This window comes from Rhodococcus sp. 11-3, assembly GCF_023704055.1.
Lineage (GTDB): Bacteria > Actinomycetota > Actinomycetes > Mycobacteriales > Mycobacteriaceae > Rhodococcus > Rhodococcus aetherivorans.
This window is the reverse complement of the sequence record NZ_CP080406.1, coordinates 863,695-887,163: the sequence shown is the minus strand read 5'-3', so window position 1 is coordinate 887,163 and position 23,469 is coordinate 863,695. Positions and strand designations below refer to the sequence as shown.

General features: G+C 69.6%; 28 protein-coding genes. 15 read left to right on the top strand and 13 right to left on the bottom strand.

Annotated elements, in window-relative coordinates; genetic code table 11:
• Positions 1-19 precede the first annotated feature (19 nt).
• Both KZJ41_RS04080 and KZJ41_RS04075 read right to left on the bottom strand, forming a co-directional pair.
• On the bottom strand, positions 20-289 hold the full coding sequence (locus KZJ41_RS04080; protein ID WP_006937792.1) for a DUF2277 family protein: 270 nt from the start codon (positions 287-289) through the stop codon (positions 20-22).
• Between the two features lie 22 nt (positions 290-311).
• Positions 312-896 (bottom strand): TetR/AcrR family transcriptional regulator, encoded by a 585-nt coding sequence (locus tag KZJ41_RS04075; protein ID WP_065923054.1) that lies wholly within the window; start codon positions 894-896, stop codon positions 312-314.
• Positions 897-984: 88 nt separating this feature from the next.
• Here KZJ41_RS04075 and KZJ41_RS04070 point away from each other — a divergent pair, with 88 nt between their 5' ends.
• Complete coding sequence (locus tag KZJ41_RS04070) at positions 985-2,382, top strand: cytochrome P450 (protein WP_006937788.1); 1,398 nt, start codon at positions 985-987, stop codon at positions 2,380-2,382.
• A 68-nt stretch (positions 2,383-2,450) separates the two neighbouring features.
• On the top strand, positions 2,451-2,855 hold the full coding sequence (locus KZJ41_RS04065; protein WP_065923055.1) for a hypothetical protein: 405 nt from the start codon (positions 2,451-2,453) through the stop codon (positions 2,853-2,855).
• Positions 2,856-2,921: 66 nt separating this feature from the next.
• Here the strand turns inward: KZJ41_RS04065 and KZJ41_RS04060 are convergent, their stop codons facing one another.
• The 4 genes from KZJ41_RS04060 to KZJ41_RS04045 form a co-directional block, all read right to left on the bottom strand.
• A complete protein-coding gene (locus tag KZJ41_RS04060) occupies positions 2,922-4,070 on the bottom strand; it encodes an acetyl-CoA C-acetyltransferase (protein ID WP_065923056.1) in 1,149 nt (382 codons plus the stop codon).
• A gap of 34 nt (positions 4,071-4,104) precedes the next feature.
• The gene (locus tag KZJ41_RS04055) at positions 4,105-4,707 is read right to left on the bottom strand and encodes a TetR/AcrR family transcriptional regulator (RefSeq protein ID WP_006937783.1); all 603 of its coding nucleotides are present in this window, start codon (positions 4,705-4,707) and stop codon (positions 4,105-4,107) included.
• 65 nt (positions 4,708-4,772) lie between these two features.
• A complete protein-coding gene (locus tag KZJ41_RS04050) occupies positions 4,773-5,573 on the bottom strand; it encodes an SDR family oxidoreductase (protein ID WP_006937781.1) in 801 nt (266 codons plus the stop codon).
• Positions 5,570-6,793, bottom strand: coding sequence for an acyl-CoA dehydrogenase family protein (locus tag KZJ41_RS04045; protein WP_006937778.1), 1,224 nt, complete (start codon positions 6,791-6,793; stop codon positions 5,570-5,572). The genes KZJ41_RS04050 and KZJ41_RS04045 overlap by 4 nt, the downstream gene beginning before the upstream one ends.
• 44 nt (positions 6,794-6,837) lie before the next feature.
• Here KZJ41_RS04045 and fadD3 point away from each other — a divergent pair, with 44 nt between their 5' ends.
• The 9 genes from fadD3 to KZJ41_RS04000 all read left to right on the top strand — a co-directional run bounded on the left by fadD3 (position 6,838) and on the right by KZJ41_RS04000 (position 15,566).
• Positions 6,838-8,385: a 3-[(3aS,4S,7aS)-7a-methyl-1,5-dioxo-octahydro-1H-inden-4-yl]propanoyl:CoA ligase gene (fadD3, locus tag KZJ41_RS04040; RefSeq protein ID WP_065923057.1), complete on the top strand. Its 1,548-nt coding sequence runs from the start codon at positions 6,838-6,840 to the stop codon at positions 8,383-8,385.
• Positions 8,382-9,281, top strand: a complete 900-nt coding sequence (locus tag KZJ41_RS04035; RefSeq protein ID WP_006937776.1) for an enoyl-CoA hydratase — start codon at positions 8,382-8,384, stop codon at positions 9,279-9,281. The genes fadD3 and KZJ41_RS04035 overlap by 4 nt, the downstream gene beginning before the upstream one ends.
• Entirely contained in the window at positions 9,281-10,441 is a 1,161-nt protein-coding gene (locus KZJ41_RS04030) for an acyl-CoA dehydrogenase family protein (protein ID WP_006937775.1), read from the top strand. Before KZJ41_RS04035 ends, KZJ41_RS04030 begins: the two co-directional genes overlap by 1 nt.
• A complete protein-coding gene (locus tag KZJ41_RS04025) occupies positions 10,438-11,403 on the top strand; it encodes an acyl-CoA dehydrogenase family protein (RefSeq protein WP_006937774.1) in 966 nt (321 codons plus the stop codon). The genes KZJ41_RS04030 and KZJ41_RS04025 overlap by 4 nt, the downstream gene beginning before the upstream one ends.
• On the top strand, positions 11,400-12,449 hold the full coding sequence (locus KZJ41_RS04020; protein WP_050034568.1) for an acyl-CoA dehydrogenase family protein: 1,050 nt from the start codon (positions 11,400-11,402) through the stop codon (positions 12,447-12,449). The genes KZJ41_RS04025 and KZJ41_RS04020 overlap by 4 nt, the downstream gene beginning before the upstream one ends.
• Before the next feature lie 102 nt (positions 12,450-12,551).
• Positions 12,552-13,427, top strand: coding sequence for an aldo/keto reductase (locus KZJ41_RS04015; protein ID WP_029540948.1), 876 nt, complete (start codon positions 12,552-12,554; stop codon positions 13,425-13,427).
• Between the two features lie 183 nt (positions 13,428-13,610).
• Positions 13,611-14,327, top strand: coding sequence for an acetoacetate decarboxylase family protein (locus tag KZJ41_RS04010; protein WP_043797523.1), 717 nt, complete (start codon positions 13,611-13,613; stop codon positions 14,325-14,327).
• Positions 14,328-14,403: 76 nt separating this feature from the next.
• Positions 14,404-15,063: a PRC-barrel domain-containing protein gene (locus KZJ41_RS04005; RefSeq protein WP_065923059.1), complete on the top strand. Its 660-nt coding sequence runs from the start codon at positions 14,404-14,406 to the stop codon at positions 15,061-15,063.
• Positions 15,060-15,566 (top strand): DUF4190 domain-containing protein, encoded by a 507-nt coding sequence (locus KZJ41_RS04000; RefSeq protein WP_065923060.1) that lies wholly within the window; start codon positions 15,060-15,062, stop codon positions 15,564-15,566. Before KZJ41_RS04005 ends, KZJ41_RS04000 begins: the two co-directional genes overlap by 4 nt.
• Before the next feature lie 25 nt (positions 15,567-15,591).
• Here the strand turns inward: KZJ41_RS04000 and hsaB are convergent, their stop codons facing one another.
• The 4 genes from hsaB to hsaA are packed head-to-tail and all read right to left on the bottom strand — an operon-like array spanning position 15,592 to position 19,165.
• Positions 15,592-16,167, bottom strand: a complete 576-nt coding sequence (hsaB, locus tag KZJ41_RS03995; RefSeq protein WP_065923061.1) for a 3-hydroxy-9,10-secoandrosta-1,3,5(10)-triene-9,17-dione monooxygenase reductase subunit — start codon at positions 16,165-16,167, stop codon at positions 15,592-15,594.
• Positions 16,164-17,066 carry an iron-dependent extradiol dioxygenase HsaC gene (hsaC, locus tag KZJ41_RS03990; protein WP_006937760.1) on the bottom strand — a complete coding sequence of 301 codons (903 nt, stop codon included), beginning with the start codon at positions 17,064-17,066 and terminating at the stop codon, positions 16,164-16,166. The genes hsaB and hsaC overlap by 4 nt, the downstream gene beginning before the upstream one ends.
• A 1-nt stretch (position 17,067) precedes the next feature.
• On the bottom strand, positions 17,068-17,979 hold the full coding sequence (hsaD, locus tag KZJ41_RS03985; protein WP_006937757.1) for a 4,5:9,10-diseco-3-hydroxy-5,9,17-trioxoandrosta-1(10),2-diene-4-oate hydrolase: 912 nt from the start codon (positions 17,977-17,979) through the stop codon (positions 17,068-17,070).
• A gap of 10 nt (positions 17,980-17,989) precedes the next feature.
• Complete coding sequence (gene hsaA / locus KZJ41_RS03980; RefSeq protein ID WP_251550228.1) at positions 17,990-19,165, bottom strand: 3-hydroxy-9,10-secoandrosta-1,3,5(10)-triene-9,17-dione monooxygenase oxygenase subunit; 1,176 nt, start codon at positions 19,163-19,165, stop codon at positions 17,990-17,992.
• Between the two features lie 191 nt (positions 19,166-19,356).
• Between hsaA and KZJ41_RS03975 the strand changes: the two genes are divergently transcribed.
• Together KZJ41_RS03975 and KZJ41_RS03970 are read left to right on the top strand one after the other, a co-directional pair.
• Positions 19,357-20,505: a Rieske 2Fe-2S domain-containing protein gene (locus KZJ41_RS03975; protein WP_065923063.1), complete on the top strand. Its 1,149-nt coding sequence runs from the start codon at positions 19,357-19,359 to the stop codon at positions 20,503-20,505.
• Between the two features lie 2 nt (positions 20,506-20,507).
• Positions 20,508-20,846: a hypothetical protein gene (locus KZJ41_RS03970; RefSeq protein ID WP_006937751.1), complete on the top strand. Its 339-nt coding sequence runs from the start codon at positions 20,508-20,510 to the stop codon at positions 20,844-20,846.
• Here KZJ41_RS03970 and KZJ41_RS28420 read toward each other — a convergent pair.
• Genes KZJ41_RS28420 through KZJ41_RS03960 form a run of 3 tightly spaced genes read right to left on the bottom strand, consistent with a single transcriptional unit; the run spans position 20,830 to position 21,492 of the window.
• Positions 20,830-20,952, bottom strand: coding sequence for a hypothetical protein (locus tag KZJ41_RS28420; RefSeq protein ID WP_006937749.1), 123 nt, complete (start codon positions 20,950-20,952; stop codon positions 20,830-20,832). The two genes, KZJ41_RS03970 and KZJ41_RS28420, sit on opposite strands and share 17 nt — an antisense overlap.
• Before the next feature lie 12 nt (positions 20,953-20,964).
• Positions 20,965-21,267 (bottom strand): MGMT family protein, encoded by a 303-nt coding sequence (locus tag KZJ41_RS03965; RefSeq protein ID WP_006937742.1) that lies wholly within the window; start codon positions 21,265-21,267, stop codon positions 20,965-20,967.
• A 15-nt stretch (positions 21,268-21,282) separates the two neighbouring features.
• Positions 21,283-21,492 carry a DUF2945 domain-containing protein gene (locus tag KZJ41_RS03960; protein WP_251550226.1) on the bottom strand — a complete coding sequence of 70 codons (210 nt, stop codon included), beginning with the start codon at positions 21,490-21,492 and terminating at the stop codon, positions 21,283-21,285.
• A 227-nt stretch (positions 21,493-21,719) separates the two neighbouring features.
• Here KZJ41_RS03960 and KZJ41_RS03955 point away from each other — a divergent pair, with 227 nt between their 5' ends.
• Together KZJ41_RS03955 and KZJ41_RS03945 are read left to right on the top strand one after the other, a co-directional pair.
• Positions 21,720-21,923 (top strand): zinc-ribbon domain-containing protein, encoded by a 204-nt coding sequence (locus tag KZJ41_RS03955; protein WP_081636979.1) that lies wholly within the window; start codon positions 21,720-21,722, stop codon positions 21,921-21,923.
• An 834-nt stretch (positions 21,924-22,757) separates the two neighbouring features.
• Positions 22,758-23,402: a dihydrofolate reductase family protein gene (locus tag KZJ41_RS03945; RefSeq protein WP_251550221.1), complete on the top strand. Its 645-nt coding sequence runs from the start codon at positions 22,758-22,760 to the stop codon at positions 23,400-23,402.
• Positions 23,403-23,469: the final 67 nt, after the last annotated feature.

The window sequence follows — 23,469 nt, the reverse complement described above, 5'->3', positions numbered from 1 at the left end:
ACTCGGGGTGCGACGTCGTTCAGCCGCGCGCCGCGATCCGTGCCTGCACCTCCGGCCGGCGCAGCGGCGGCACCGTCGGCGGCGGCTGCCGGCGCGGCGGGAGCCGGTCGAGCAGTCGCATGGTGACGGCCGTGACCTCGGCGACGGCCTCCTCGAACGGTTCGCGGGTGGCGTCGGACAGTTTGTGGACGCCGCTGACCTTGCGCACGTACTGGCGGGCGGCGGCCTCGATCTCCTCGGCGGTCGCTGCCGGCTCGAGCCCGCGCAGCTCCGTGATGTTCCGGCACATGGACCGAGGGTAACCCGGGTCCTCAGCCGAGGCGACCGCCGAGCATGCCGCGCAGCGCATTCAGGCACAGCTCCCGCAGCTGCGTCCCGGTGACCGTGGGGTGATCGTGCCAGTCGACGCACACGCTGCGCACGAGGGCGATCCATCCCTGCACGGCCACCGCGACGAGTTCGCGTTCGTCGTCGGGCGGGGCGAGCGCGTCGAGGATGCGTTCCTGCTGAACGCCGAGTTCGGAGTCGACGATCGCGCGGATACCGGCGTCGGCGGAGTCCGCGGCCCGGTTGACCGCCGCGACGCCCTGCCGGTGCGACGCGACGTAGTCGAGGTAGGCGTCGAGGCCCGCGATGATCCGCTCGGCGACGGTGAGCTGCGGATCCGGTTCGGTGACGGCGAGCAGCCGGTCGGACTCGCGCTGGACGACCGCCGCCATGAAGTCTCGTTTGGTCGGAAAGTAGTGGTACATCAGGCCGCGCGAGACCCCGGCGAGTTCGGCGACCTCCTCGATCCACACGTCCTCGTAGGCGCGCTCGGCGAACAGGCGCGCGCCGATGTCGAGCAGCTGCGCGCGGCGCTGCTCGGGATCGAGTCGTCGGCGGGATCGGGCCACGGACTCAATCTAGTTCTTGACACCCGTCCGTCCCGGCGTAGCGTGATTACTGTACACGGATTCAATAACTGGGGGTCGGAGCATGGCCATGGCCACGTCACGGGTGTTCGACACAGAAATTCCGCGCCCGCCGAAACGTCTCCCCCTCGTCGGCGACGTCCTGGGCATGTCGCTCGAGACCCCGGTGCAGAACTCGATGGCAATCCACAAGGCCCTCGGCCCGGTGTTCGAGCGCACGGCCTTCGGCCGCCGCTTCGTGTTCGTCTGCTCCGGCGAGCTCACGGCCGAGCTGTCCGACGAGAAACGCTTCGCCAAGCACCTCGCGCCGGGTGTGGAGGCCCTGCGCGCGATCGGCGGCGACGGGCTGTTCACCGCCTTCAACGAGGAACCGAACTGGCGCCGCGCGCACGAGCTGCTGATGCCTGCGTTCACCCAGCAGGCGATGCGCCGGTACCACGCCACGATGCTCGACGTCACCGCCCAGCTCGTCGCACACTGGGACCGTACGGCGCGCAGCGGCGGCGACGTGGACATCGCCGCGGACATGACGAAGCTGACGCTGGAGACCATCGGCCGCAGCGGCTTCAGCTACTCGTTCGAGCCGTTCGAGCGTGCGGCGCGGCACCCGTTCGTCGAGGCGATGGTCGGCGGACTCTCGTTCTCGCAGCGCAGCATGCTGCGCACCGTGCCGGTCGTCGGGCGCTTCCTCTTCCCCGCCGCCAAGCGGCAGTACGACCTCGACCGGGCGCACATGCGCGACGTCGTCGACGCGGTGATCCACAGCAGGCGCGACGCCCCCGGCCCCGCCCCCGACGACCTGCTCGAGCTGATGCTGCGGGCGGCACGGGAGGACGATCCCAACAAGCTCGACGAGATCAACATCCGCAACCAGGTGCTCACCTTCCTCGTCGCCGGTCACGAAACAACTTCGGGCGCATTGTCGTTCGCTCTCTACTACCTGATGCGCGACCCACAGGCCTACGCGCGGGCGCGGGCGGAGGTCGAGGAGATCTGGGGCGACGGCGAGCCCGCATTCGAGCAGATCGCCAAGCTGCGCTACGTCCGCCGGGTGCTCGACGAGGCGCTGCGCCTGTGGCCGACCGCGCCCGCGTACGCGCGGGAGGCGAGGGTGGACACCACCCTCGCCGGCCGATACCGGATGCGTGCCGGCGACTGGGTGCTCGTGCTGCTGCCCGCGGTGCACCGCGACCCGGCGGTCTGGGGCGACGACGCCGACGAGTTCGACCCCGACCGCTTCCTGCCCGAACGGGTCCGGGCCCGGCCCGCGCACGTGTACAAACCGTTCGGCACCGGCGAACGCGCTTGCATAGGAAGGCAGTTCGCGCTGCACGAGGCCACGCTCGTGCTGGGAACCCTGTTGCGCCGCTACGACCTGGCGATGGACCCCGCCTATCGGCTGAAGGTGGCCGAACGGCTCACCCTCATGCCGGAGGGACTACACGCCCGGGTGTCCTTGCGGTCCTGAGCCGGCGCCCACCCGTGTCGTAGGCTGAGCCGGGCGGGTGGGAGAGGCCCGCACGGGAGGGAGAAACCATGAGATTCGGTTCCGCAGGCGTCACGGCGGCGGCGCTGTCCACGATCGTTGCGGCCCTGGCCGTCCCGGCGACGGCGCAGGCGGGGCCCACCGCCGACGTCGTCGCGGGCCGGGAGCGGGTGAAGGTGACGGTGCACGGTGTGCCCGTCCATCCGGAGAGCTGCCGTGTCGATCCCGATGCGGACGGCCACACCCGCAGCCTGCCCGTCGAACCGTCCGGTTCGATGGTCGCCCACGGCGTCGCACCCGGACCGCGGCGCGTGCTCGTCTGGTGCCCGGACGGGGGCATCGTCCACGAGCAGATCGTCCACGTCCTGCCCGCCGATCCGCTCGCCGACCTCGCCGACCACGCGTTCCGCACCGCCGGCAGCAGCGACCGGGTCACCGATCCGACCCTGCGCTGACGCGCCGGTGTGTCTCTTGGGCTGCCCTGACAGCCCAAGGGACACACCGGCGGCGCAGCCGCCTGTCTACACCCGCTCGATGATCGTCACGTTGGCGGTGCCGCCGCCCTCGCAGATCGTCAGCAGGCCGTAGCGACCCTCGCGGCGCTCGAGCTCGTTCAGCAGAGTCGCCATCAGCTTGGTGCCGGTGGCGCCGAGCGGGTGGCCCAGCGCGATGGCGCCGCCGTTGACGTTGACCTTGGCCGGGTCGGCGCCGATCTCCTTGATCCAGGCCAGCACGACGGGGGCGAAGGCCTCGTTGATCTCGATCAGGTCGATGTCGTCGATGCTCAGGCCGGTCTTCTCCAACGCATGCTGCGTCGCCGGGATGGGCGCGCTGAGCATGAAGATCGGGTCGTCGCCGCGGGCACTGAGGTGGTAGATCCGGGCGCGGGGCTTCAGGCCGTACTTGCGCACGGCCTCGTCGGAGGCGAGCAGCACCGCCGAGGCACCGTCGGAGATCTGGCTGGCGACGGCGGCGGTGAGCCGGCCGCCCTCGACGAGCGTCGCGAGTGACGCCATCTTCTCGAGGCTCGTCTCGCGGGGTCCCTCGTCGACGGTGGCGTCGCCGAGCGGGACGATCTCGCCCTCGAACCGGCCCTCGGCGATGGCCGCCTTGGCCCGCTCATGGCTCTGCAACGCCCAGCGCTCGAGGTCCTCGCGGCTGAGATCCCACTTGTCGGCGATCATCTCGGCGCCGCGGAACTGCGAGACCTCCTGGTCGCCGTAGCGCTCGGTCCAGCCGGTCGAACCGCCGAACGGGGTGTCGAAGCCGTACTGCTGCCCGACGATCATGGCCGCGGAGATCGGGATCTGCGACATGTTCTGCACGCCGCCGGCGACGATGAGGTCGGCGGTGCCGGACAGGATGGCCTGCGCACCGAAGTGCAGGGCCTGCTGGCTCGACCCGCACTGCCGGTCGACGGTGACGCCGGGAACGTGCTGCGGGTAGCCGGCGGCGAGCCACGCGGTGCGGGCGATGTTGCCGGCCTGGCCACCGATGGCGTCGACGCAGCCGAAGACGACGTCGTCGACGTCGCTCGGGTCGATGCCGGTGCGGTCGACGATCGCCTTGATCACGTGCGCGCCCAGGTCGGCCGGGTGGACGGCGGACAGGCCGCCGTTCTTCTTGCCGATCGGGGTGCGTACCGCGTCGACGATGTATGCCTCGGTCATGAGGGACTCCTAGTCGGTTCCGGGGAAGGTCGGTTCAGGGGTTGGCAAGTCCGTCGAGCACGATGGACAGGTACTGCTGCGCCACCTTGTCGGCGGTGAGGGTGCCGCCGGGCCGGTACCAGCGCACGGCCACCCACACGGTGTCGCGCAGGAACCGGAAGACGAGTTCGACGTCGACGTCCGGCCGGAACGTGCCGTCGGCGATGCCGCGCTCGATCACCCCCACCCACAGGTTGCGGAATTCGGTGTTGAGGTCGGAGATGTAGGAGAACCGCTCGTTCTCCACGAGCCGCTTGGCCTCGTCCTGGTAGATCGCGACCGCGGCGTGCGACTTGTCGATCGATTCGTACGACGCGGTGATGAGCGCCTCGAGGGTGGCGCGGGAGTCCGCCCCCGAGGCGACGATCTCGCGGTAGCGGCCGAACAGGTCGTCGAGGAATCCCCGCAGGATCTCGTCGACCATCGACTCCTTGGAGTCGAAGTGATGATAGAGACTGCCCGACAGGATGCCCGCGGCGTCGGCGATGTCGCGCACGGTGGTGGCACGCACCCCGCGCGAGGCGAACAGCTGAGCGGCGATATCGAGCAACTCGGCGCGACGCCCGGACTTGGCAGCATCGTCTCTGGGAGGAGTCATGGAGGCATCCTTTCAGGCTGCCGTGCGCGGTTCCGGTGGCGGCGGCTACCGGAACCGCGCACGGGTCAGGCCCTCTGCGAGGAGATCGAGACGACCTCGCCGGTCAGGTACGTGGTGTAGTCGCTGGCGAGCATGGCGATGGTCGCGGCGATCTCCCAGACCTCCGCGGCCCGCCCGTACGCCTCGTCGGCGGCGAGCCGGTCGAGCAGGTCCTCGCTGGTGACCTTCGCGAGGAAGGCGTGCCGCGCGATCGACGGGGCGACGGCGTTGATCCGGACCCCGTACTCGGCGGCCTCGATCGCCGAGCAGCGGGTCAGCGCCATCACGCCGGCCTTGGCGGCCGCGTAGTGCGCCTGCGAGTGCTGCGCGCGCCAGCCGAGCACCGAGGCGTTGTTGACGAGGACGCCGCCGTGGCCGGCCGACCGGAAGTAGCGCAGCGCGGCGCGGGTGGCGCGGAAGGTGCTGGTGAGGGTGATGTCGAGGACGCGGTCCCACTGTTCGTCGGTCATGTCGACCACCGGGGTCTCACCGCCGAGGCCGGCGTTGTTGACCAGCACGTCGATGCGCCCGAGCCGGTCGGCGGCGCCGGTGATCAGCGCGTCGACCTGCTCGGTGGAGGAGACGTCGCACACGAGGGCGTCGACCTGCTGCGACGGGAACTCGGCGGCGAGCTTGTCGACCGTCTCCCCGAGCCGACGCTCGTGGAAGTCCGAGACGAGCACGTCGCCGCCCTCGAGCAGGGCGCGACGGGCGGTCGCGAAACCGATGCCGGTGCCGGCGGCGGCGGTGACGACGACCTTCTTGCCGGCGAGCAGGCCGTGGCCCGGGGTCTCGACGGGCGGCGTGGCGAGGGGGGAAGTGGTCACGGACGGGCCTCTCGGGGAAGGCCGAGCACGCGCTCGGCGATGATGTTGCGCTGGACCTCGTTGGATCCGCCGTAGATGGTGTCGGCGCGGGTGAACAGGAACAGCCGTTGCCACTCGGCGAGCTCGAGATGCTCGGGATCCGAGAGCACCGACGGGTTGCCGGCATGGTCGTGCTCCGGCCCGACGAGCGAGGCCGGGCCCTGCACGTCCATCGCGAGCTTGCCGAGGTCGCGGTGCCAGTTGGCCCACAGCAGCTTTGCCACCGACGCCTGGCCGGGGTCGGCCTCGCCGAGGGTGCGCACGGCGTGGGCGCGCATCACGCGCAGGCCGATGCGGGCGCGCGCGATCCGCTCGCGAATGTGCGGATCCTCGGCGGCACCGTTGGATGCGGCGAGGTCGGCGACGCCCTGCAGCTCACGGGCGAAGCCGATCTGCTGGCCCAGGGTGGAGACGCCGCGCTCGAAGGTGAGCAGTCCCATCGCGACCTTCCACCCGTCGCCGGGGGCGCCGACGACGAGGTCGGCGTCGGTGACGGCGTCGTCGAAGAAGACCTCGTTGAACTCGGAGGTGCCGGTGAGCTGCTGGATGGGCCGGACCGTGACGCCCGGTTGATCGAGCGGCACGAGCAGGAAACTCAGGCCATGGTGCCGGGAAGAGCCGGGTTCGGTGCGGCAGACCACGAACGCCCACTGTGCGACGTGCGCGAGGGACGTCCACACCTTCTGGCCGTTGATGATCCACTTGCCGTCCTCGAGCCGGGCGGTGGTGGCGACGTTGGCCAGGTCGGAACCGGCGCCGGGCTCGGAGTAGCCCTGGGCCCACAGTTCGGTGACGTTCCGGATGCCGGGCAGGAAGCGGCGCTTCTGGTCCTCGGTACCGAAGGCGACGAGGGTGGGCCCGAGCAGTTCCTCGCCGAGGTGATTCACGCGGGCCGGCGCGTTCGCCTTCGCGTACTCCTCGTGGAAGATCACCTGCTGTTCGAGGGTGGCGCCGCGTCCGCCGTACTCGGCCGGCCAGCCGATGCAGGTCCATCCGGCGGCGGCGAGATGCCGGTCCCAGGCCAGGCGCTGCTCGAAGTACTCGTGCTCGCTGCCCGGGCCACCCTTGCCCTTCAGCTCGGCGAATTCGCCGGTCAGATTGTCCTCCAGCCACTGCCGGACGGTGGCGGCGAACGCGGCGTTGTCGAAACCCGTGTCGTCCAGTCTCTCGCTCTGATGCACGTCTGTACGATAACCTACCAAGCACTTGCTAGGTAGGGAGCTCCGTGACCGCACAACCGAGAACCACACCGGCGGCCCTCGAACGCGCCGCATCGGCGCACGCCGACCGGACCGCGATCGTCGACGGCGACGTGCAACCGACGTTCGCACAACTGCGCGACCACGTCCGCGAATTCGCCGCCGCCCTCGTCGCCCACGGCGTCGGGCCCGGCGCACGCGTCGCGATCTGGTCGCCCAACACGCACCACTGGATCGTCGCCGCGCTCGGGATCCACTGGGCCGGCGGCATCGTCGTCCCCGTCAACACCCGATACACCGGCGACGAGGCGCACGACATCCTCGACCGGATCGACGCCGGCGCCCTCGTCGTTGCCGGGGACTTCCTCGGCACCGACCGGTACGCGGCCCTGCGCGCCGCGGCGCCGGAACTGCACCTTCCCACCGTCGTGCGGGTCCCGCTGGGTGGGACCGATGCCCCCGCCGACGGCGTGGTGGACTGGGACGAGTTCCTGGCCTCGGCGACGGAGGACGCGCGCGCCGAAGCCGACGCCCGCGCGCGGGCCGTCTCCCCCGACGACGTCTCCGACATCCTGTTCACCTCCGGCACCACCGGGCGCAGCAAGGGTGTGCTCAGCGCCCACCGGCAGCTGATCGGGGTCGCCCGGGCGTGGGCGGACTGCGCCGAACTCACGCCGGACGACAACTATCTCGTCATCAACCCGTTCTTCCACAGCTTCGGATACAAGGCCGGTTTCGTCGCGGCGCTGCTCGCGGGCAGCACCGTCGTGCCGATGGCGGTGTTCGACGTCGAGAAGGTGATGGCCACCGTCGCCGACCGGCGGATCAGCGTGCTGCCCGGGGCGCCGACGATCTACCAGAGCATCCTCGACCACCCCCGCCGCGACGAATTCGACATGTCGTCCCTGCGGATCGCGGTCACCGGGGCCGCACCCGTGCCCGTCGCGCTCGTCGAACGCATGCAGAACGAACTGAGCTTCGACGCGGTGCTCACCGCGTACGGGCAGACCGAGGCCGTGGTCGCGACGATGTGCCGCACCGACGACGATCCCGTCACCGTCTCCACCTCCTCCGGCCGCGCCACCGCCGACTTCGAGGTCCGCATCGGCGACAAGGGCGAGATCCTGCTGCGGGGCCCCAACGTGATGCTCGGCTACCTCGACGACCCGGAGGCCACCGCCAAGACGATCGACGCCGACGGCTGGCTGCACACCGGCGACGTGGGCACCCTCGACGAACGCGGCTACCTCGACATCACCGACCGGCTCAAGGACATGTACATCAGCGGCGGGTTCAACGTCTATCCCGCCGAGATCGAGGCGGCGCTGATGCGTCTGCCCGGCGTGCACGAGGTCGCGGTCATCGGTGTGCCCGACGAGCGCATGGGCGAGGTCGGCCGCGCGTACGTCGTCGCCCTCGAGGGCAGCGGCCTGACCGAGGAGGCCGTGATCGCGTTCTGCAAGGAGAAGCTGGCCAACTTCAAGGTGCCCCGCTCGGTCCGCTTCACCGGGCACCTGCCCCGCAACCCGTCCGGCAAGGTTCTGAAAAACATTCTGCGTGAGGAGAAGTCATGACCGTCCCCTACGAACCCGACGTCGTCACCTACGAGGTGCGCGACGGCGTCGCGATCGTCACCCTCAACCGGCCGGACTACCGCAACGCGCAGAACTCGGTGATGACCTACGCCCTCGACGCCGCGTTCGAACGGGCCGTCGAGGACGACGAGGTGAAGGTGATCGTGCTCGCCGGCAACGGCAAGCACTTCTCCGCCGGCCACGACCTGGGGACCCCCGGGCGTGATCACCACGTGCACTACGACAACAAGGCCGTCATGTGGTGGGACCACGTCGACAAGCCCGGCGGCGACCAGCGCTACGCCCGCGAGATGGAGGTGTACCTGAGCATGTGCCGCCGCTGGCGGGAGATCCCCAAGCCGACGATCGCGATGGTGCAGGGCGCGTGCATCGCCGGCGGCCTCATGCTCGCCTGGGTGTGCGACCTGATCGTCGCGTCGGAGGATGCGTTCTTCTCCGATCCCGTGGTGCGCATGGGCATTCCCGGAGTGGAGTACTTCGCCCACCCGTGGGTCCTCGGCACCCGCTTCGCCAAGGAGATCCTCTACACCGGCGACCGCTTCGGCGCCCAGCGCGCATACGAGGTCGGCATGGTCAACCGCGTCGTGCCGCGCGAGAAGCTCGAGGAGGAGACCCTCGCCCTGGCCGCGCGTATCGCCGAAATGCCACGGTTCGGCCTGGCCCTGACCAAGCGCGCCGTCAACCAGTGCGAGGACCAGATGGGCATGCGGAACGGCATGGACTCGGTGTTCGGCCTGCACCACTTCGCCCACGCCCACAACGCCGAGGTCGGCACCGACTCCCTCGGCGGCATGAACGCCAAGTCGATGGCGGCGAGCGCCCGCCCCTCCCCCGCGAGCAACGCGGGCCCCACGGCCCAGGACGGAGCGAAGTAGTGGATCTCGAGTTCGACGACGCAACCCTCGCCTTCCGCGACGAGGTCCGCGCGTTCCTCGCCGAGCACGTCCCGCAGACCCCACTGAAGTCGATGGACACCGCGGAGGGCTTCGAAGAGCACCGGCGGTGGGAACGCACCCTCGCCGACGCCCGGCTGTCCGTGGTGTCCTGGCCCGAGGAACTCGGCGGCCGCGACGCCTCGCTGCTGCAGTGGGTGGTGTTCGAGGAGGAGTACTACCGCGCCGGGGCACCCGGACGCGTCAGCCAGAACGGCATCTTCCTGCTCGCCCCCACCCTGTTCGAGCACGCCCACCCCGACCAGCTCGCCCGCATCATGCCCCGCATGGCGCGCGCCGACGACATCTGGGCACAGGCCTGGTCCGAACCCGAGTCCGGCAGCGACCTCGCGTCGCTGCGCTCGACGGCCACCCGCGTCGACGGCGGCTGGCTGCTCAACGGGCAGAAGACGTGGAGCTCCCGGGCGTCCTTCGCGGACATGGGCTTCGGCCTGTTCCGCTCCGACCCGGAAGCGCAGCGGCACAAGGGCATCACGTACTTCATGTTCGACCTGCGCGCGGAGGGCGTCACCGTCCGGCCCATCGACCAGCTCGACGGCGAGCCCGGCTTCGCCGAGATCTTCCTCGAGGACGTGTTCGTGCCCGACGACCCCGCCGACCCCGGCGCGTCCGGGGTCATCGGCGGCGTGAACGAGGGCTGGCGGGTCGCGATGAGCACCGCCTCCAACGAGCGCGGCCTGTCGCTGCGCTCCCCCGGGCGGTTCCTCGCCACCGCCGACCGGCTGCTGCAGCTGTACAAGTCGTCGGATCTGCACGGCGACGCGGCCCTGCGCAACCGCGTCGCCGACACCTGGATCGGCGCGCGCGCCTACGAGTTGTCCACCTGGGGCACGGTCACGCGATTGCAGGACGGCGGGCAGCTCGGCGCGGAGTCGTCCATCAACAAGGTGTTCTGGTCGGAGTGGGACATCGCCGCCCACGAGACGGCGCTCGATCTGCAGGGCGCCGCCGCCGAGCTGGTCGACGGCTGGACGGACGGCTACCTGTTCTCGCTGTCCGGCCCGATCTACGCCGGCACCAACGAAATCCAGAAGAACGTCATCGCCGAGCGCCTGCTCGGCCTCCCGAAGGGCGACCGATGAGATTCGCGCTCGACTCCTCCCACGAGGACTTCGCGTCCAGTATCGATGCGCTGCTCGCCAAGTCCGACATGCCGGCCGTGATCCGCGCGTGGAGCGCCGGCGACACCGGCCCCGGTCTGAAGGTGTGGCAGCGTCTCGCCGAGATCGGGCTCGGCGGCCTGCTCGTCGGCGAGGACCACGACGGCGTGGGTGCCGACGCGGTCGACCTCGTCGTCGCCGTCGAACAACTCGGCCGCCACGCCGTGCCGGGCCCGGTCGTCGACACCGTCGCCGTCGCCCCGGTGCTGCTCGCGGCCGCGGCGCCGGACCGGTTGCCGGCCCTGACCTCCGGCGCGCTCGCGACAGTCGCCGCCGCTCCGGACGTGCCGTTCGCGGTTGACGCCGACATCGCCGACCTGGTGCTGCACGTCGACGGCTCAGCCGTGTCCGTCGGCACCCCCGGGCAGCCGCGCGAGTCCGTCGACCCGGCCCGCCGGCTGTTCCCCGTCTCGGCGGGAGAGTCGTTGGGTGAAGCCGACTTCGGCGCCGCGTTCGACCTCGGCGCGCTCGCCACCGCGGCGCAGCTGCAGGGGCTCGGCCGGACGCTGCTCGAGCGCACCACCGAGTACGCGCAGCAGCGCCGGCAGTTCGGCCGGGCCATCGGCTCCTTCCAGGCCGTCAAGCACCACCTCGCCGAGGTGGCCGTCGCGCTGGAGATGGCCCGGCCGCTGCTGCACGGCGCGGCGCTGTCGGTGCGCGACGGGCTGCCGCAGGCGTCGCGGGACGTCTCTGCCGCCAAGGTCGCATGCGGCGACGCCGCCTACCGTGCGGCCCGGACCGCGCTGCAGGTGCACGGCGCCATCGGCTACACCCGGGAACACGATCTGTCGCTGTGGCTGACGAAGGTCCGCGCCCTCGTCACCGCATGGGGCACGCCCGACGTGCACCGGGCGCGGATCGTCGACGCGCTGGAGGCGTCGTGACGTTCGAAACCGAGGACCGCGCCGCGCTGCGCGAGTCGGTGCGCAACCTGCTCGCCAAGCACTCCGACTCGTCGGCGGTGCGCAAGGCGATCACCGCGCCCGAGGGCTACGACGCCGGCCTGTGGGAGCGGATGGTCGAGCAGATCGGGGTGGCGGCGCTCGCCGTGCCCGAGGACTACGACGGGGTGGGCGCCTCGCTCGCCGAGACCCACGTCGTGCTCGAGGAACTCGGCCGGACGCTGACGCCGTCACCGATGCTCGGCTCGGCGGTGCTCGCGGCGCAGGCGCTGCTGCTGTCCGGCGACACCGAAGCATGCGCGCGGCTGCTGCCGGGCATCGCCGCCGGGGAGATCGCGGCCGTGTGCTGGGCCTCGGGGGCGGGCTGGTCGTCGCCGGGGGTGACCGCGACCGGCGACCGACTCGACGGCACCGCGCACTACGTGCTCGGCGGAGACGTCGCGAGCACCCTGCTGGTGCTCGCGCGCGACGGGGACGCCGTCGCCCTGTTCGAGGTGGATCCGGACGCGACCGGCGTGACCCGGCGCCGGGTGCCGACGATGGACCCGACCCGCAGCCTCGCGCAGGTGCGGTTCGACGGGGTGACCGGACGGCCGCTCGCGTGCCCGGCGGATCTCGTGGACCGGTTGCGCACCGTCGCGCTGATCGCGCTGTCGGCCGAGCAGGTCGGTGCGGCACAGGCCGCGCTGGATCTGACCGTGGAGTACACAAAGAACCGCAAGCAGTTCGGCCGCGTCATCGGGTCCTTCCAGGCGCTCAAGCACCGCATGGCCGACATGTACGCGCTGGTGGAGACCGCGCGCTCGATGTCGTACGCGGCGGCGCTGTCGCAGGATACGCAGGACGCGTATGCGGCGAAGGTGTACTGCTCGGAGGCGTTCGAGCAGGTGGCCGCGGAGACGATCCAGTTGCACGGGGGCATCGCCATCACGTGGGAACACGACGCGCAGCTGTACTTCAAGCGCGCCCACGGCACCGCCCAGCTGTTCGGGCAGCCGCGCGAGTTCCTGGCCGCGATCGGAATGTGACGCCCGCGTGCCCGAGCGAATGAACCATCGCGTCGGCCTGATCGAGTGAGGGGTACATTCGCTCGGGCCGCGGGGCGATCCGGCAGTCGTTAGCCTGGGACGATGAGCACTCCCGTGATCACGCTGAATTCCGGAACCACCATCCCGCAGCTCGGCCTGGGAGTCTGGCAGGCCACCAACGAGCAGACCGAACACGCCGTGCGCTTCGCCCTCGACGAGGCCGGCTACCGGCACATCGACACCGCCGCCGCGTACGGGAACGAGGAGGGCGTCGGGCGCGGTATCGCGGCCTCCGCGGTCCCGCGGGAGGACGTCTTCCTCACCACGAAGCTGTGGAATGCCGACCAGGGCTACGACCGGGCACTGCAGGCGTTCGACGAGAGCCTCCGCCGCCTGGGCACGGACTACGTCGACCTGTACCTGATCCACTGGCCGTTGCAGGACAACGACCGGTTGCTGCGCACCTGGGACGCACTCGAGAAGATCGCCGGGTCCGGCCGGGCAAAGGCGATCGGCGTGTGCAACTTCGAGCCGCACCACCTGCAGCTGCTCGTCGATCGCGGCGGCATGCTGCCCGCCGTGGACCAGGTGGAGCTGCACCCGCACCTGCCCCAGCAGGAGATCCGCGCCTTCGCGGCCGACCACGGTATCGCCGTCGAATCGTGGAGCCCGCTGGGCGGTACCAGCAATTCCGGGTGGGGGCGCGATTCCAAGCCGAACACGCTGCTGATCGATCCGATCATCACGCGCATCGCGGACCGGCACAGCAAGTCCGCGGCCCAGGTGCTGATCCGCTGGCACCTGCAGAACGGCCTGATCGTGATTCCGAAGTCGGTCCACGACGCGCGGATCGCGCAGAACTTCGACGTGTTCGACTTCGAACTCGACGACCTCGACCTAAGCGAGATCGCGACCCTCGACGACGGCACGCGCGTCGGCATGCACCCGGACGAGATGAACATCGGCGCGCCGGACTGACGGACGATCCCCGCACGGGCAGCCGCGCCCCTCGGCACGCGGCTGCCCGTTTCCGGGCGTATTCGCCGATCACCTTGCGCTTCCAGGACGCAGCACAAATAGTAGAACACGTTCTCATTCAGGACCCGGCCGGTCGCGGGTTCGCGATCGGTTCGCGCAGAGGGGCAGGACGTGACGACACACATGATCTCGGGCACCCCGATCGAGATGCCGGTGCGGATTCGGACCGCGACGGCATTCATGGCGATGTACTCGGTGCCCGCCGCCCCGGCTCGGGCCCTGATCGATCACACGGGACTCGAACTGCTGCACCACCGCCCGGGGCGCGGTATCTGCATCCTGGTGTTCGTGGACTACGTCGACGGAGATCTCGGACCCTACAACGAGTTCGGCGTGTGCTTCCTCGTTCGTGACCATCGCCGGCGCGGCGGTACCGTGCTGCAGGATCTGCGGGAACTCGCCCGCGGCGGCGCCGGCGCCCTGATCCATCAACTGCCCGTCGACGGCGAGTTCACCCTGGCGGCAGGACGGGGAATCTGGGGGTTCCCCAAGATCCTCGCCGACTTCGACGCCGACCACGCCGGCGCCGTCAAGCGCGCGTCCGTGAGCCGGGACGGGCAGCTGATCGCGGAACTGTCGGTGCGCCCGGGCCTCGCGGTTCCCGGGCGTGGTGCCGCCGCCTCCGTCACGGCCTACTCCCATCTGGACGGGATCACCCGGCGCACCGGATGGGCGATGAATCCCGCCGGCGTGCGCAGCCGCGTCGGCGGTGCCACCCTGCGCCTCGGAACCCACCCCATCGCCGGCGAACTGCGCGCGCTGGGGCTGCCCCGGCGCGCGCTGCTCACCTCGTCGATCCCCCGTCTGCAGATGACCTTCGGAGACGCCGAACCGATCTGATCCGGCCTTCGGGTTTCGGCGCCCGTCGCAGCGGGCACCCACCGAGTCGAAGACACAATCGATCGGTGAGGTCACCATGATCAACAACAGCGACATCGATGCACTTGTCGGCGCCACCGTCTACGGACCCGGCGGCGACAAGCTCGGCAAGGTCGGCGAGGTCTACCTCGACAACCGCACCGGGAACCCTGCTTGGATCACCGTCGTCACCGGCCTGTTCGGCACCCGTCGGCATTTCGTGCCGATCGACGTCGCCGAGCTGGACGGCAAGGACATCCGTCTGCCGTTCGACAAGGACACGGTGACCGGCGCCCCGAACATCGACGAGGACGGCCGTCTCACCCCCGAGGAGGAGACGCAGCTCTACCGCTACTACGACAGGGCGGATACCGACACCGACACCGGTCGCGCACCGGACGTCGACCGGACACCCGACGCCGATCGGCTGCGCGACACCGACCGGACGCCGGACACCGACCGGACACCCGACGCCGATCGGCTGCGCGACACCGACCGGACACCGGAGACCCATCGGACGCCGCAGGGAGGCGCGCCGGGTGTGTCCACCTCGGCTCCGCCGTCGGCCACACCGTCGCATCCCGGTGGCACCGGTGACACAACGCAACACGGCGCCCCCTCGCCCGGCCCGCGACTCCACAAGCGGGTCGTGACCACCGAGTACTACGTCGACGAGGGCGCCCCCGGCCAGCACCCCGACCAGGAGGACCGACGATGATCGAACGCGAGCCTGCCGGTGCCAGTGCCGCCGGCCGCGACCCCGTTCCCGGCCGCGACCCCGTTCCCGGCCGCGAGCGCGTGGTCACGGACGACCGGGTGACGGACCGCACCACCGCCGCCGCGCCCTTCGAGGAGCGGGTGACGACGAAGCCGGCCAAGACGAGTGTGGCCGCCGCCCTCGCACTCGCCGTCGGCACCGCCGCCCTGGTGTGCGTGCTCTCGCTCGTCCTCTCCCCCGTGGGTCTGGTGCTGTCCGTCGTCGGGCTCGTGCTCGGCATCGTGGGTCTTCGCGCGGCACGTCGACTGGGCGTGACCGGGCGCGGCGTCGCCATCGCGGGCATCGTGCTCAGCATCGTCTCGCTCGTGCTGTCGATCGCCTACGTGGCGGGTGTGGTGACGGTGCTCAACAACGACCGCATGGTCGAGCAGCTCGAACAGCAACTCGACCGGGCCCGCGACCAGCTGCCCGACAGCATCCAGGTGCCCCAGCCCGGCGAGTAACCGTCCGGCCGGCCGTGCCGGCCCCCTAGAGCCAGGTGTCCTCCGAGGTACTGGTGAGAAACGCCTCGAGGTCGTCGCGCCAGGGGGCCGGCACGGTCTTGTCCGGCTCGATGCCGGTGTACTGGCCGCGATAGAACAACAGCGGCCGCTCCTTCTCGTCGCGCACCTCGCTGAGCGAGGACACCCGTCCGAACACCACCCAGTGGTCGCCGCCGTCGTGCACGGTCTCGACGGTGCAGTCGATGTGCGCCAGGGATCCGGTCAGGACGGGCGAGCCGAGCGGCGACGGGCGCCACTCGACGCCGGCGAACTTGTCCGGCTCCCGGGACCCGAACCGGGCGCACGTGTCCTGCTGCTCCTCCGCGAGCACGTTGACGCAGAAGCGCCCGGATCGTTCGATCGCGGTCCACGACCGCGACGTCCTCGTCGGGCAGAACAACACCAGCGGCGGGTCCAGCGACAGCGCCGCGAACGACTGGCAGGCGAATCCCACCGGCTCGCCCGCGTCGACGGTGGTGATGATCGTGACCCCCGTGCAGAACTGGCCCAGCACGTTCCGGAAGACCCGGGGGTCGATCCCACCGTCGTCGGCGGTGGTCACGGCTGCATCCCCACGCTGAAGTCGTGACCCCACAGGCTGACCGCTGTGGACTCCCGGGCGATCCACTCCTCGTCCTTGACCTGCCTTCCCTCGCAGCCGAATTCGACGTCGAAGCCACCCGGGGTCTTCATGTAGAACGAGAGCATGAGGTCGTTGACGTGCCGGCCCAGCGTCGCCGACATCTTCACCTTCCGGCGCAGCGCCCGGTCCAGGCACAGCCCGACGTCGTCGGCGTTCTCCACCTCGATCATCAGGTGCACGATGCCACTCGGCGTGGGCATCGGCAGGAACGCCAGGCTGTGGTGCCGTGGGTTGCACCCAAAGAAGCGGAGCCAGGCCGGTTTCCCGTCGGCCGGGCGGCCCACCATCTGTGGCGGCATGCGCATCGAGTCCCGCAGCCGGAAGCCGAGGACGTCGCGGTAGAAGTGCAGGGCCTCCTCGTCGTCGCGGGTGGACAGGACGACGTGCCCGAGTCCCTGCTCGCCGGTGACGAACCGATGCCCGTACGGGCTGACCACGCGGCGGTGCTCGAGCGCCACCCCATGGAACGCCTCGAGGGTGTTGCCGGACGGGTCCTGGAACACGATCAGCTCGTCCACACGACGGTCGGCGAGCTGCTCGGCCGTGCCCTCCTTGAACGGGACCCCGGCGGCCGCGAGGTTGTCGCGCACCTCCTGCAGCTCAGCGGCGTTCGCCGTCTCCCAGCCCGCGACCAGCAGCCGGTCGCTCTCGTGCGGCTCGATGATCAGCCGGGCCGGGAAGTCGTCCATCCGCAGGTACAGGGCGTCCGGGTGGACACCCTTGCCCTCCACCATGCCGAGCACCTTCAGCCCGTACTCGCGCCAGGCGTCCATGTCGGTGGCGCCGATGCGCAGATACGCGAGGGATCGGATACCCATGTCAGACACTCCCGTCGCTTCGCTCGCCCCGACCGCTCCGGTCGGTCAGGAAATCGATTGTCAGGCGGTTGAACTCGTCGAACTTCTCGAGCTGGGCCCAGTGCCCGCAGCCGCCGAAGACGTGCAGCTGGGCGCGGGGGATGAGCTTGAGCGCGACGAGTGCCCCGTCGAGCGGATTGACCCGGTCCTCCCGGCCCCAGATCAACAGCACCCGCTGCCGCAGCTTGTACGCGTCGCGCCAGAGCATCCCCAGCTCGAAGTCCGGTCCGGAGAACGACTTTCCCATCGCGCGCGCAGCGGCGAGCGACTCGGGGGTGCTCGCGGCGGCGAAGCGTTCCTCGACCAGCTCCTCGGTGATCAGCGACTGGTCGTACACCATCACCCGGAGGAACGCCTCGAGCTTCTCCCTGGTCGGGCCCTCCGGCGGCGCCGCGAACCGGCCGAGGTGCTTCACGCCCTCGGTAGGGTCGGGCGCGAAGAGATTGACGCTCAATCCCCCCGGCCCCATCAACACGAGCCGTCCGGCCCGGTCCGGGAAGTCCAGTGCGAACCGCACCGCGGCACCGCCGCCGAGCGAGTTGCCGAGCAGGTGCACGCGCCCGTCGACGCCGAGGTGGTCGAGCAGGTCCTTCAGCGCGGTGGCGCTGTGCACGAAGTACTGCGGATGCTCGGTGGGCTTGTCGGACTTGCCGTAACCGGGCTGGTCGACACAGATGACGTGGAAGCGCTCGGCCAGCACGGGGATGTTGCGGGCGAAGTTGGACCAGCCGGAGGCGCCCGGACCGCCGCCGTGCAGCAACACGATCGTGGTGTCGTGTCCGACCCCCGCCTCGTGGTAGTGCAGCCGCAGGTCGTGGCGCACCTGAGCGAACCGGGACGTCGACTCGTAGGTGATCTCTTCCGTCGCAGTCAATTCGGTCTCCCTACACCATCGTGTCGGTGATCGGCAGTCCGAACTCGCCGGCGCCGAACATCACATAGGCGCGCTCGGCGTCGTTGGCGGCATGGACACGCCCGGCGTGGGCGTCGCGCCAGAACCGTTGGATCGGCGTGCCGTTGGCGAGGGCGGTGGCACCGGAGTTCTCGAACAGCAGGTCGATGGACGCGATGGCGCGGCCGGTGGCGCGGACCTGGTCGCGACGGGCGCGCAGCCGCAGTTCCATCGGGACCTCCTCGCCGGCGACGAGGTGCGCGTACTCGTCGGCGACGTTTCCGGACAGCTGGCGCCACGCGGCGTCGATGTCGCTCGAGGCCTCGGCGATCCGCACCTTCGAGAACGGATCGTCCTTGGACTTCTCCCCCGCGTAGGCGGCGCGCACGCGCTTGCCCTGATGCTCGACGTGGGCCTGGTAGGCGCCGTAGGCCATGCCGACGATCGGCGTGGAGATCGTGGTGGGATGGATTGTGCCCCAAGGCATCTTGTAGACCGTCGCGGTGTTGCGCTCGAGGCCGGGGGCGGTGAGGTTGCTCATCGCCTTGAAGCTGAGGAAGCGGTGCCGGGGCACGAACACGTCCTCGACCACGATCGTGTTCGACCCGGTGCCGCGCAGGCCGACCACGTTCCAGACGTCGTCGATCCCGTAGTCCGCGCGCGGGATCAGGAAGCTGCCGAAATCGACGGGGCGGCCGTCCTTGAGGACTGGGCCACCGACGACGACCCACGTGGCATGGTCGCACCCGGAGGACCAGGCCCACGCGCCGTTGACCCGGTAGCCGCCGTCCACGACCTCGCCGGCGCCCATCGGGGCGTAGGAGGAGGAGATGCGCACGTCGGTGTCCTCGGCCCATACGTCCTCCTGGGCCTGCTGCGAGAACAGGGCCAGGTGCCAGTTGTGGACACCGATGATCCCGGACACCCATCCGGTGGAGCCGCACGCGCTCGCGATGTTGCGGACAGCCGTGTAGAACAGCACCGGGTCGGCCTCGTAGCCGCCCCACTGCTTCGGCTGGAGCAGCCGGAAGAACCCCGTCTCCTGCAGCGCCTTGATCGAGTCGTCGGGGATGCGGCGAAGATCCTCGGTCTCCTGTGCACGTTCCCGCAGGGCGGGCAGCAGCGCGTCGATCCGCTGCAGTACCTCGTGGCTCTCGTGGTCGCCCACTGGACGCTCCCGTCTGTTCCGGAAATGATCGCTTGCTTCGAGACTAGAACACGTTCCCATTCATGTCGAGACCGCGGAATCACCGCACGTCGGCGTCTTTTCTGTGGGACGAAAGTCCCGGATCGCTTCCGGATCGCCGCAATATTCTATAACGTGTTCTACTAGATGAACCGAAGGGAAGTGAGGGGACAATGGCACAGATTCGCGAGATCGACGTCGGAGAGGTCCGCACGCGTTTCGCGCGGGGTTGGCACTGCCTCGGGCTCGCCAGGACGTTCAAGGACGGCAAGCCGCACGCCGTCGAGGCCTTCGGCACGAAGCTCGTGGTCTGGGCCGACAGCCAGGGCGACCCGAAGGTCCTCGACGCCTACTGCCGGCACATGGGCGGCGACCTGTCGCAGGGTGAGATCAAGGGCGACTCCGTCGCCTGCCCCTTCCACGACTGGCGGTGGGGCGGCAACGGCAAGTGCACCGGCATTCCCTACGCCCGTCGCGTGCCGCCGCTCGCCCGCACCCGCTCCTGGCTGACGATGGAAAAGAACGGGCAGCTGTTCGTATGGAACGACCCCGAGGGCAACCCCCCGCCGCCGGAGGTCACGATCCCCGACATCGAGCAGTACGGGTCGGGCGAGTGGACCGACTGGACGTGGAACTCGATCCTCATCGAGGGCGCCAACTGCCGGGAGATCATCGACAACGTCGTGGATATGGCGCACTTCTACTACATCCACTACGCGTTCCCGACCTACTTCAAGAACGTCTTCGAAGGGCACGTCGCCGCGCAGTACCTCAACACCCGCGGCCGGCCCGACAAGGGCATGTCCACCCAGTACGGCATGGAGTCGCTGCTGAAGTCGTTCGCGGCGTACTACGGTCCCTCCTACATGATCAATCCGATGACCAACAGCTACGGCGGCTACGAGGTCGAGTCGGTGCTGATCAACTGCCACTACCCCGTGACCCACGACTCGTTCGTGCTGCAGTACGGCATCATCGTCAAGAAGCCGACCGGGATGTCCGACGAGATGTCGGCCAAGCTCGCCGCGAAGTTCACCGAGGGCATCGGCGAGGGCTTCCTGCAGGACGTCGAGATCTGGAAGAACAAGACCAAGATCGACAACCCGCTGCTGTGCGAGGAGGACGGCCCGGTCTATCAGCTGCGACGCTGGTACGAGCAGTTCTACGTCGACGTCGCCAACGTCACCGAGAAGATGACGCAGCGCTTCGAATACGAGGTGGACACCACCAAGGCCAACGAGGCGTGGCAGGCGGAGGTCGCCGAGAACCTCGCGCGGCAGAAGGCCGAGCAGGAACAGGGCAAGCAGGAAGCGGAGGTCTGACGATGGATCCCTCGACCCGGGCGCGCCGGTGGGCGAAGGCCCCGGACTTCGCCGGCCAGCCCGCGCGGGTCGAGGCGGTCCGCGCGCAGACCGCCATCGACAAGATCAACTACCTGGATTCGGGCCTGCACGAGGTGCGGTGCCGCGAGTGCGGCACCTGCGTGCTGGTGCGCAAGAACAGCTTCGACCACACGAGCGTGCAGTGGTGCGAGAACCCCGCGTCGGTGTGCCCGAACTTCCGGGACGACGCGACCCCGGGCGCCCTGCGAGACGGCTGCCCGCAACTGCGCGCAAGCATCGAGCAGGCGGTGCTCGACGGCCGGATCACCGTGCCGGACTGACGTCGCCGCGCCGCGGAGCGGCGAGTTGTTCGAGCGAATCGAGCACCGGCGCCGTCGCCGACACCCGATAGACGTGCCGCACCCGGTGCTCCTCGAGCTGACCCACCGTCAGGGATCGTCAGTCCATCCATCCTTGCCGAGCGCGTTGCATGTCAACCCGCTTCCCGGCCACGGGGGTGCCCTCTTCGAGCAGGAGTGCCGGTGCACGACCGCCGTGACACGAGGCGGTTGTTCCGTCGGCGTAGACGACTCGCCACCAGGGAACGTTGTCGTCCAGCAGGCTCATCGCTCGGCCCACCTGCCGTGGACCCGCCCCGATTCTCTTGCCGATATCGCCATAGGAGGCAACCGAGCCCGGAGGGATGGCAGCGACTGCCTCCCGGACCGCGTCGATGATGCTCGTCTCGTCTCGAGTGACCATCGGGATTCCGGCCCCCTAAAGCTTCGTCAGCGCATCGCCTTTGTGCATCGCGATGTGCTCGGTCTTGTCGCTCTTGATCTCGTATTGAGGGTCACCCTCACTGCAACGCCGTGTGCGCCCCTTGAACTCCACGTCCTTCGTGTGCTTCCTGATGATGACGCCCTCGACGTATCCGGCTTCGGAGTTCCACCGGACATGGTCGCCGACGGAGAAGTCAGTCGTCATAGCCCTTCCTCCACTCGATGTTCGTCCTCGTGAGGCTACCCGGCTCACGGCTTCTGTATGCCGGCGGAAGAGGCGACAGCAGATCGCCGGCAGGCGGGGTTGGCTGGCGAGTCGGTCTTCGGGCAACCGGTGCCGATCGATATCGTCGGCTGTGGGCATCGCGTGGTCTCCCTCGAGACCGTTGCCACCTGACGACCGTCTACTGAGCATCGCTCTATGCTGGCGTGGTGTTCCTTCTATTCGGATACGGCACCAAGCGGCAACACCTCGGCTCCGGGCAGACCCGAACGTGCCCGCGCTGCCACAACACCACACAGTGGGCACGGATCCGGGAATTCAGCCAGTTCACGTTGTTCTTCGTTCCGGTCGCGCGATGGAGGCGCCGGCAGCTGGAGGAATGCGGCATCTGCGGCACCGCCGTCGAAGTCTGAGCGCCTTCATTCGGCGACGCGCCACCGACGGAGCGTGCGTCGGCGCACTCAGCCGACACAGGGATCGACGAATGGACTCGAGCACCGGAGTTGTTCCAACAGCTACAGCACCATGCGCTGTCACACGAAAATCGTTGCGCAACAGAGCCTTTTACAATCCGGTCGAAACACTTCGTCACGGGCACTGCCTCCCGGGCGCGCGACCGTTTCCACGACCCCACCCCCATCGACCACCAGACCGGCTACCAGGCCCGAGATGATAGAACCGATTCTCTTGGGGCACAGGGTGATCCTGTCGACTGCCATCCATCGGGTGGCGAGCAGCGCAGCGGCACGTTCGCCGAGGCACCGCAGAAGGCGGCCTCTGGTGGGCCGGCCAAGTCCAAGCCTGATCCACGGCATCGGCAGCTGCGAGACAGCGGTCGGGTCGATCCTCACCGAAGCTCACCACATCATCACTCGCACACTGCTCGGTCACGTCAAGAGCTGAAACTGTCCAGCGCCCTTCTCCGACACCACCCGGTCGGGAAACCATACCCCTGGGGCACTGCCCCCAACGGTGCCCGCGCGACGCCGCCGACCGCATGGGCGGCCGTTCTCCGGCACGACCTGCGCGACCCCACCCCGATCGAGGCGAGTGAGGAGATGTGCACCGCCCGCCGAGCCCGGACTGCCGGGTAACGCACGGACGCCCACCGCAGAACCGGTGGCGACCGATGCACCGCGAGGCCGGTCGAGGAGGACGAAGTTCGATGCCGTCACAGCGATGAGTCCGCCGACGCCCGCAGGTCTACCTTTGCAACCGAGACACATCACTTCACCGGGAGCCGAGCCATGGGCCTGATCGACATCGAACTGTTCACCACCCTCGACCTCGTCGGACAGGCACCCGGCGGCCCCGACGAAGACCCGGAAGGGTTCCCGTTCGGCGGCTGGCAGGTACCCCTGCTCGACGAGGTCACCGGCGCGCAGATCGGGGCCGCCTACGAAGGCACCGACGCCCTGCTGCTCGGCCGCCGGACCTACGACATCTTCGCCGCCTACTGGCCGTACCAGGACGGCGGCGAGGACCACGAGATCGCCACGCTCTTCAACAGCGTCCCCAAGTACGTGGCCTCCCGCGGCCGGCCCGACCTCTCCTGGGCCGGATCCACGCAACTCGGCCCGGATCTGGCCGGCGCGGTGCGCGAAATCCGGGACCGGCACGAGCACGTCAAGGTCGTCGGGAGCCTGAACCTGGTCCAGACCCTGCTGCGCGAGAAACTCTTCGACCGGCTCGACCTGTGGGTGCACCCGATCGTGCTCGGCGTCGGGAAGAAGGTGTTCGCCGCCGGCGCGGTGCCCACCAACCTCACCCTCCTCGCACCGCCGGTCGCCGGCCCGACGGGCACCGTGTACCTGCGCTACGCGCGGGCCCAAGGCATACCCGGCACCGGGGACATGAGCGCCCCCGACCGCGGCGCCGGGCGGGACGGCTGAACCCGCCCCGCACCAGCTGGGTCCGTGTCCTCGGGGGTGCCTCCGCCAGGTCTGCCGACGTCGTTCC

What these genes read in the sequence shown, in the direction of transcription:
- KZJ41_RS04080 (WP_006937792.1), bottom strand. Translation starts at nt 289, where the DNA reads ATGTGCCGGAACATCACGGAGCTGCGCGGGCTCGAGCCGGCAGCGACC.
- KZJ41_RS04070 (WP_006937788.1), top strand. Translation starts at nt 985, where the DNA reads ATGGCCACGTCACGGGTGTTCGACACAGAAATTCCGCGCCCGCCGAAA.
- KZJ41_RS04065 (WP_065923055.1), top strand. Translation starts at nt 2,451, where the DNA reads ATGAGATTCGGTTCCGCAGGCGTCACGGCGGCGGCGCTGTCCACGATC.
- KZJ41_RS04060 (WP_065923056.1), bottom strand. Translation starts at nt 4,070, where the DNA reads ATGACCGAGGCATACATCGTCGACGCGGTACGCACCCCGATCGGCAAG.
- KZJ41_RS04055 (WP_006937783.1), bottom strand. Translation starts at nt 4,707, where the DNA reads ATGACTCCTCCCAGAGACGATGCTGCCAAGTCCGGGCGTCGCGCCGAG.
- KZJ41_RS04035 (WP_006937776.1), top strand. Translation starts at nt 8,382, where the DNA reads ATGACCGTCCCCTACGAACCCGACGTCGTCACCTACGAGGTGCGCGAC.
- KZJ41_RS04025 (WP_006937774.1), top strand. Translation starts at nt 10,438, where the DNA reads ATGAGATTCGCGCTCGACTCCTCCCACGAGGACTTCGCGTCCAGTATC.
- KZJ41_RS04015 (WP_029540948.1), top strand. Translation starts at nt 12,552, where the DNA reads ATGAGCACTCCCGTGATCACGCTGAATTCCGGAACCACCATCCCGCAG.
- KZJ41_RS04010 (WP_043797523.1), top strand. Translation starts at nt 13,611, where the DNA reads ATGATCTCGGGCACCCCGATCGAGATGCCGGTGCGGATTCGGACCGCG.
- KZJ41_RS04005 (WP_065923059.1), top strand. Translation starts at nt 14,404, where the DNA reads ATGATCAACAACAGCGACATCGATGCACTTGTCGGCGCCACCGTCTAC.
- KZJ41_RS04000 (WP_065923060.1), top strand. Translation starts at nt 15,060, where the DNA reads ATGATCGAACGCGAGCCTGCCGGTGCCAGTGCCGCCGGCCGCGACCCC.
- hsaC (WP_006937760.1), bottom strand. Translation starts at nt 17,066, where the DNA reads ATGGGTATCCGATCCCTCGCGTATCTGCGCATCGGCGCCACCGACATG.
- KZJ41_RS03975 (WP_065923063.1), top strand. Translation starts at nt 19,357, where the DNA reads ATGGCACAGATTCGCGAGATCGACGTCGGAGAGGTCCGCACGCGTTTC.
- KZJ41_RS03970 (WP_006937751.1), top strand. Translation starts at nt 20,508, where the DNA reads ATGGATCCCTCGACCCGGGCGCGCCGGTGGGCGAAGGCCCCGGACTTC.
- KZJ41_RS03965 (WP_006937742.1), bottom strand. Translation starts at nt 21,267, where the DNA reads ATGGTCACTCGAGACGAGACGAGCATCATCGACGCGGTCCGGGAGGCA.
- KZJ41_RS03960 (WP_251550226.1), bottom strand. Translation starts at nt 21,492, where the DNA reads ATGACGACTGACTTCTCCGTCGGCGACCATGTCCGGTGGAACTCCGAA.
- KZJ41_RS03945 (WP_251550221.1), top strand. Translation starts at nt 22,758, where the DNA reads ATGGGCCTGATCGACATCGAACTGTTCACCACCCTCGACCTCGTCGGA.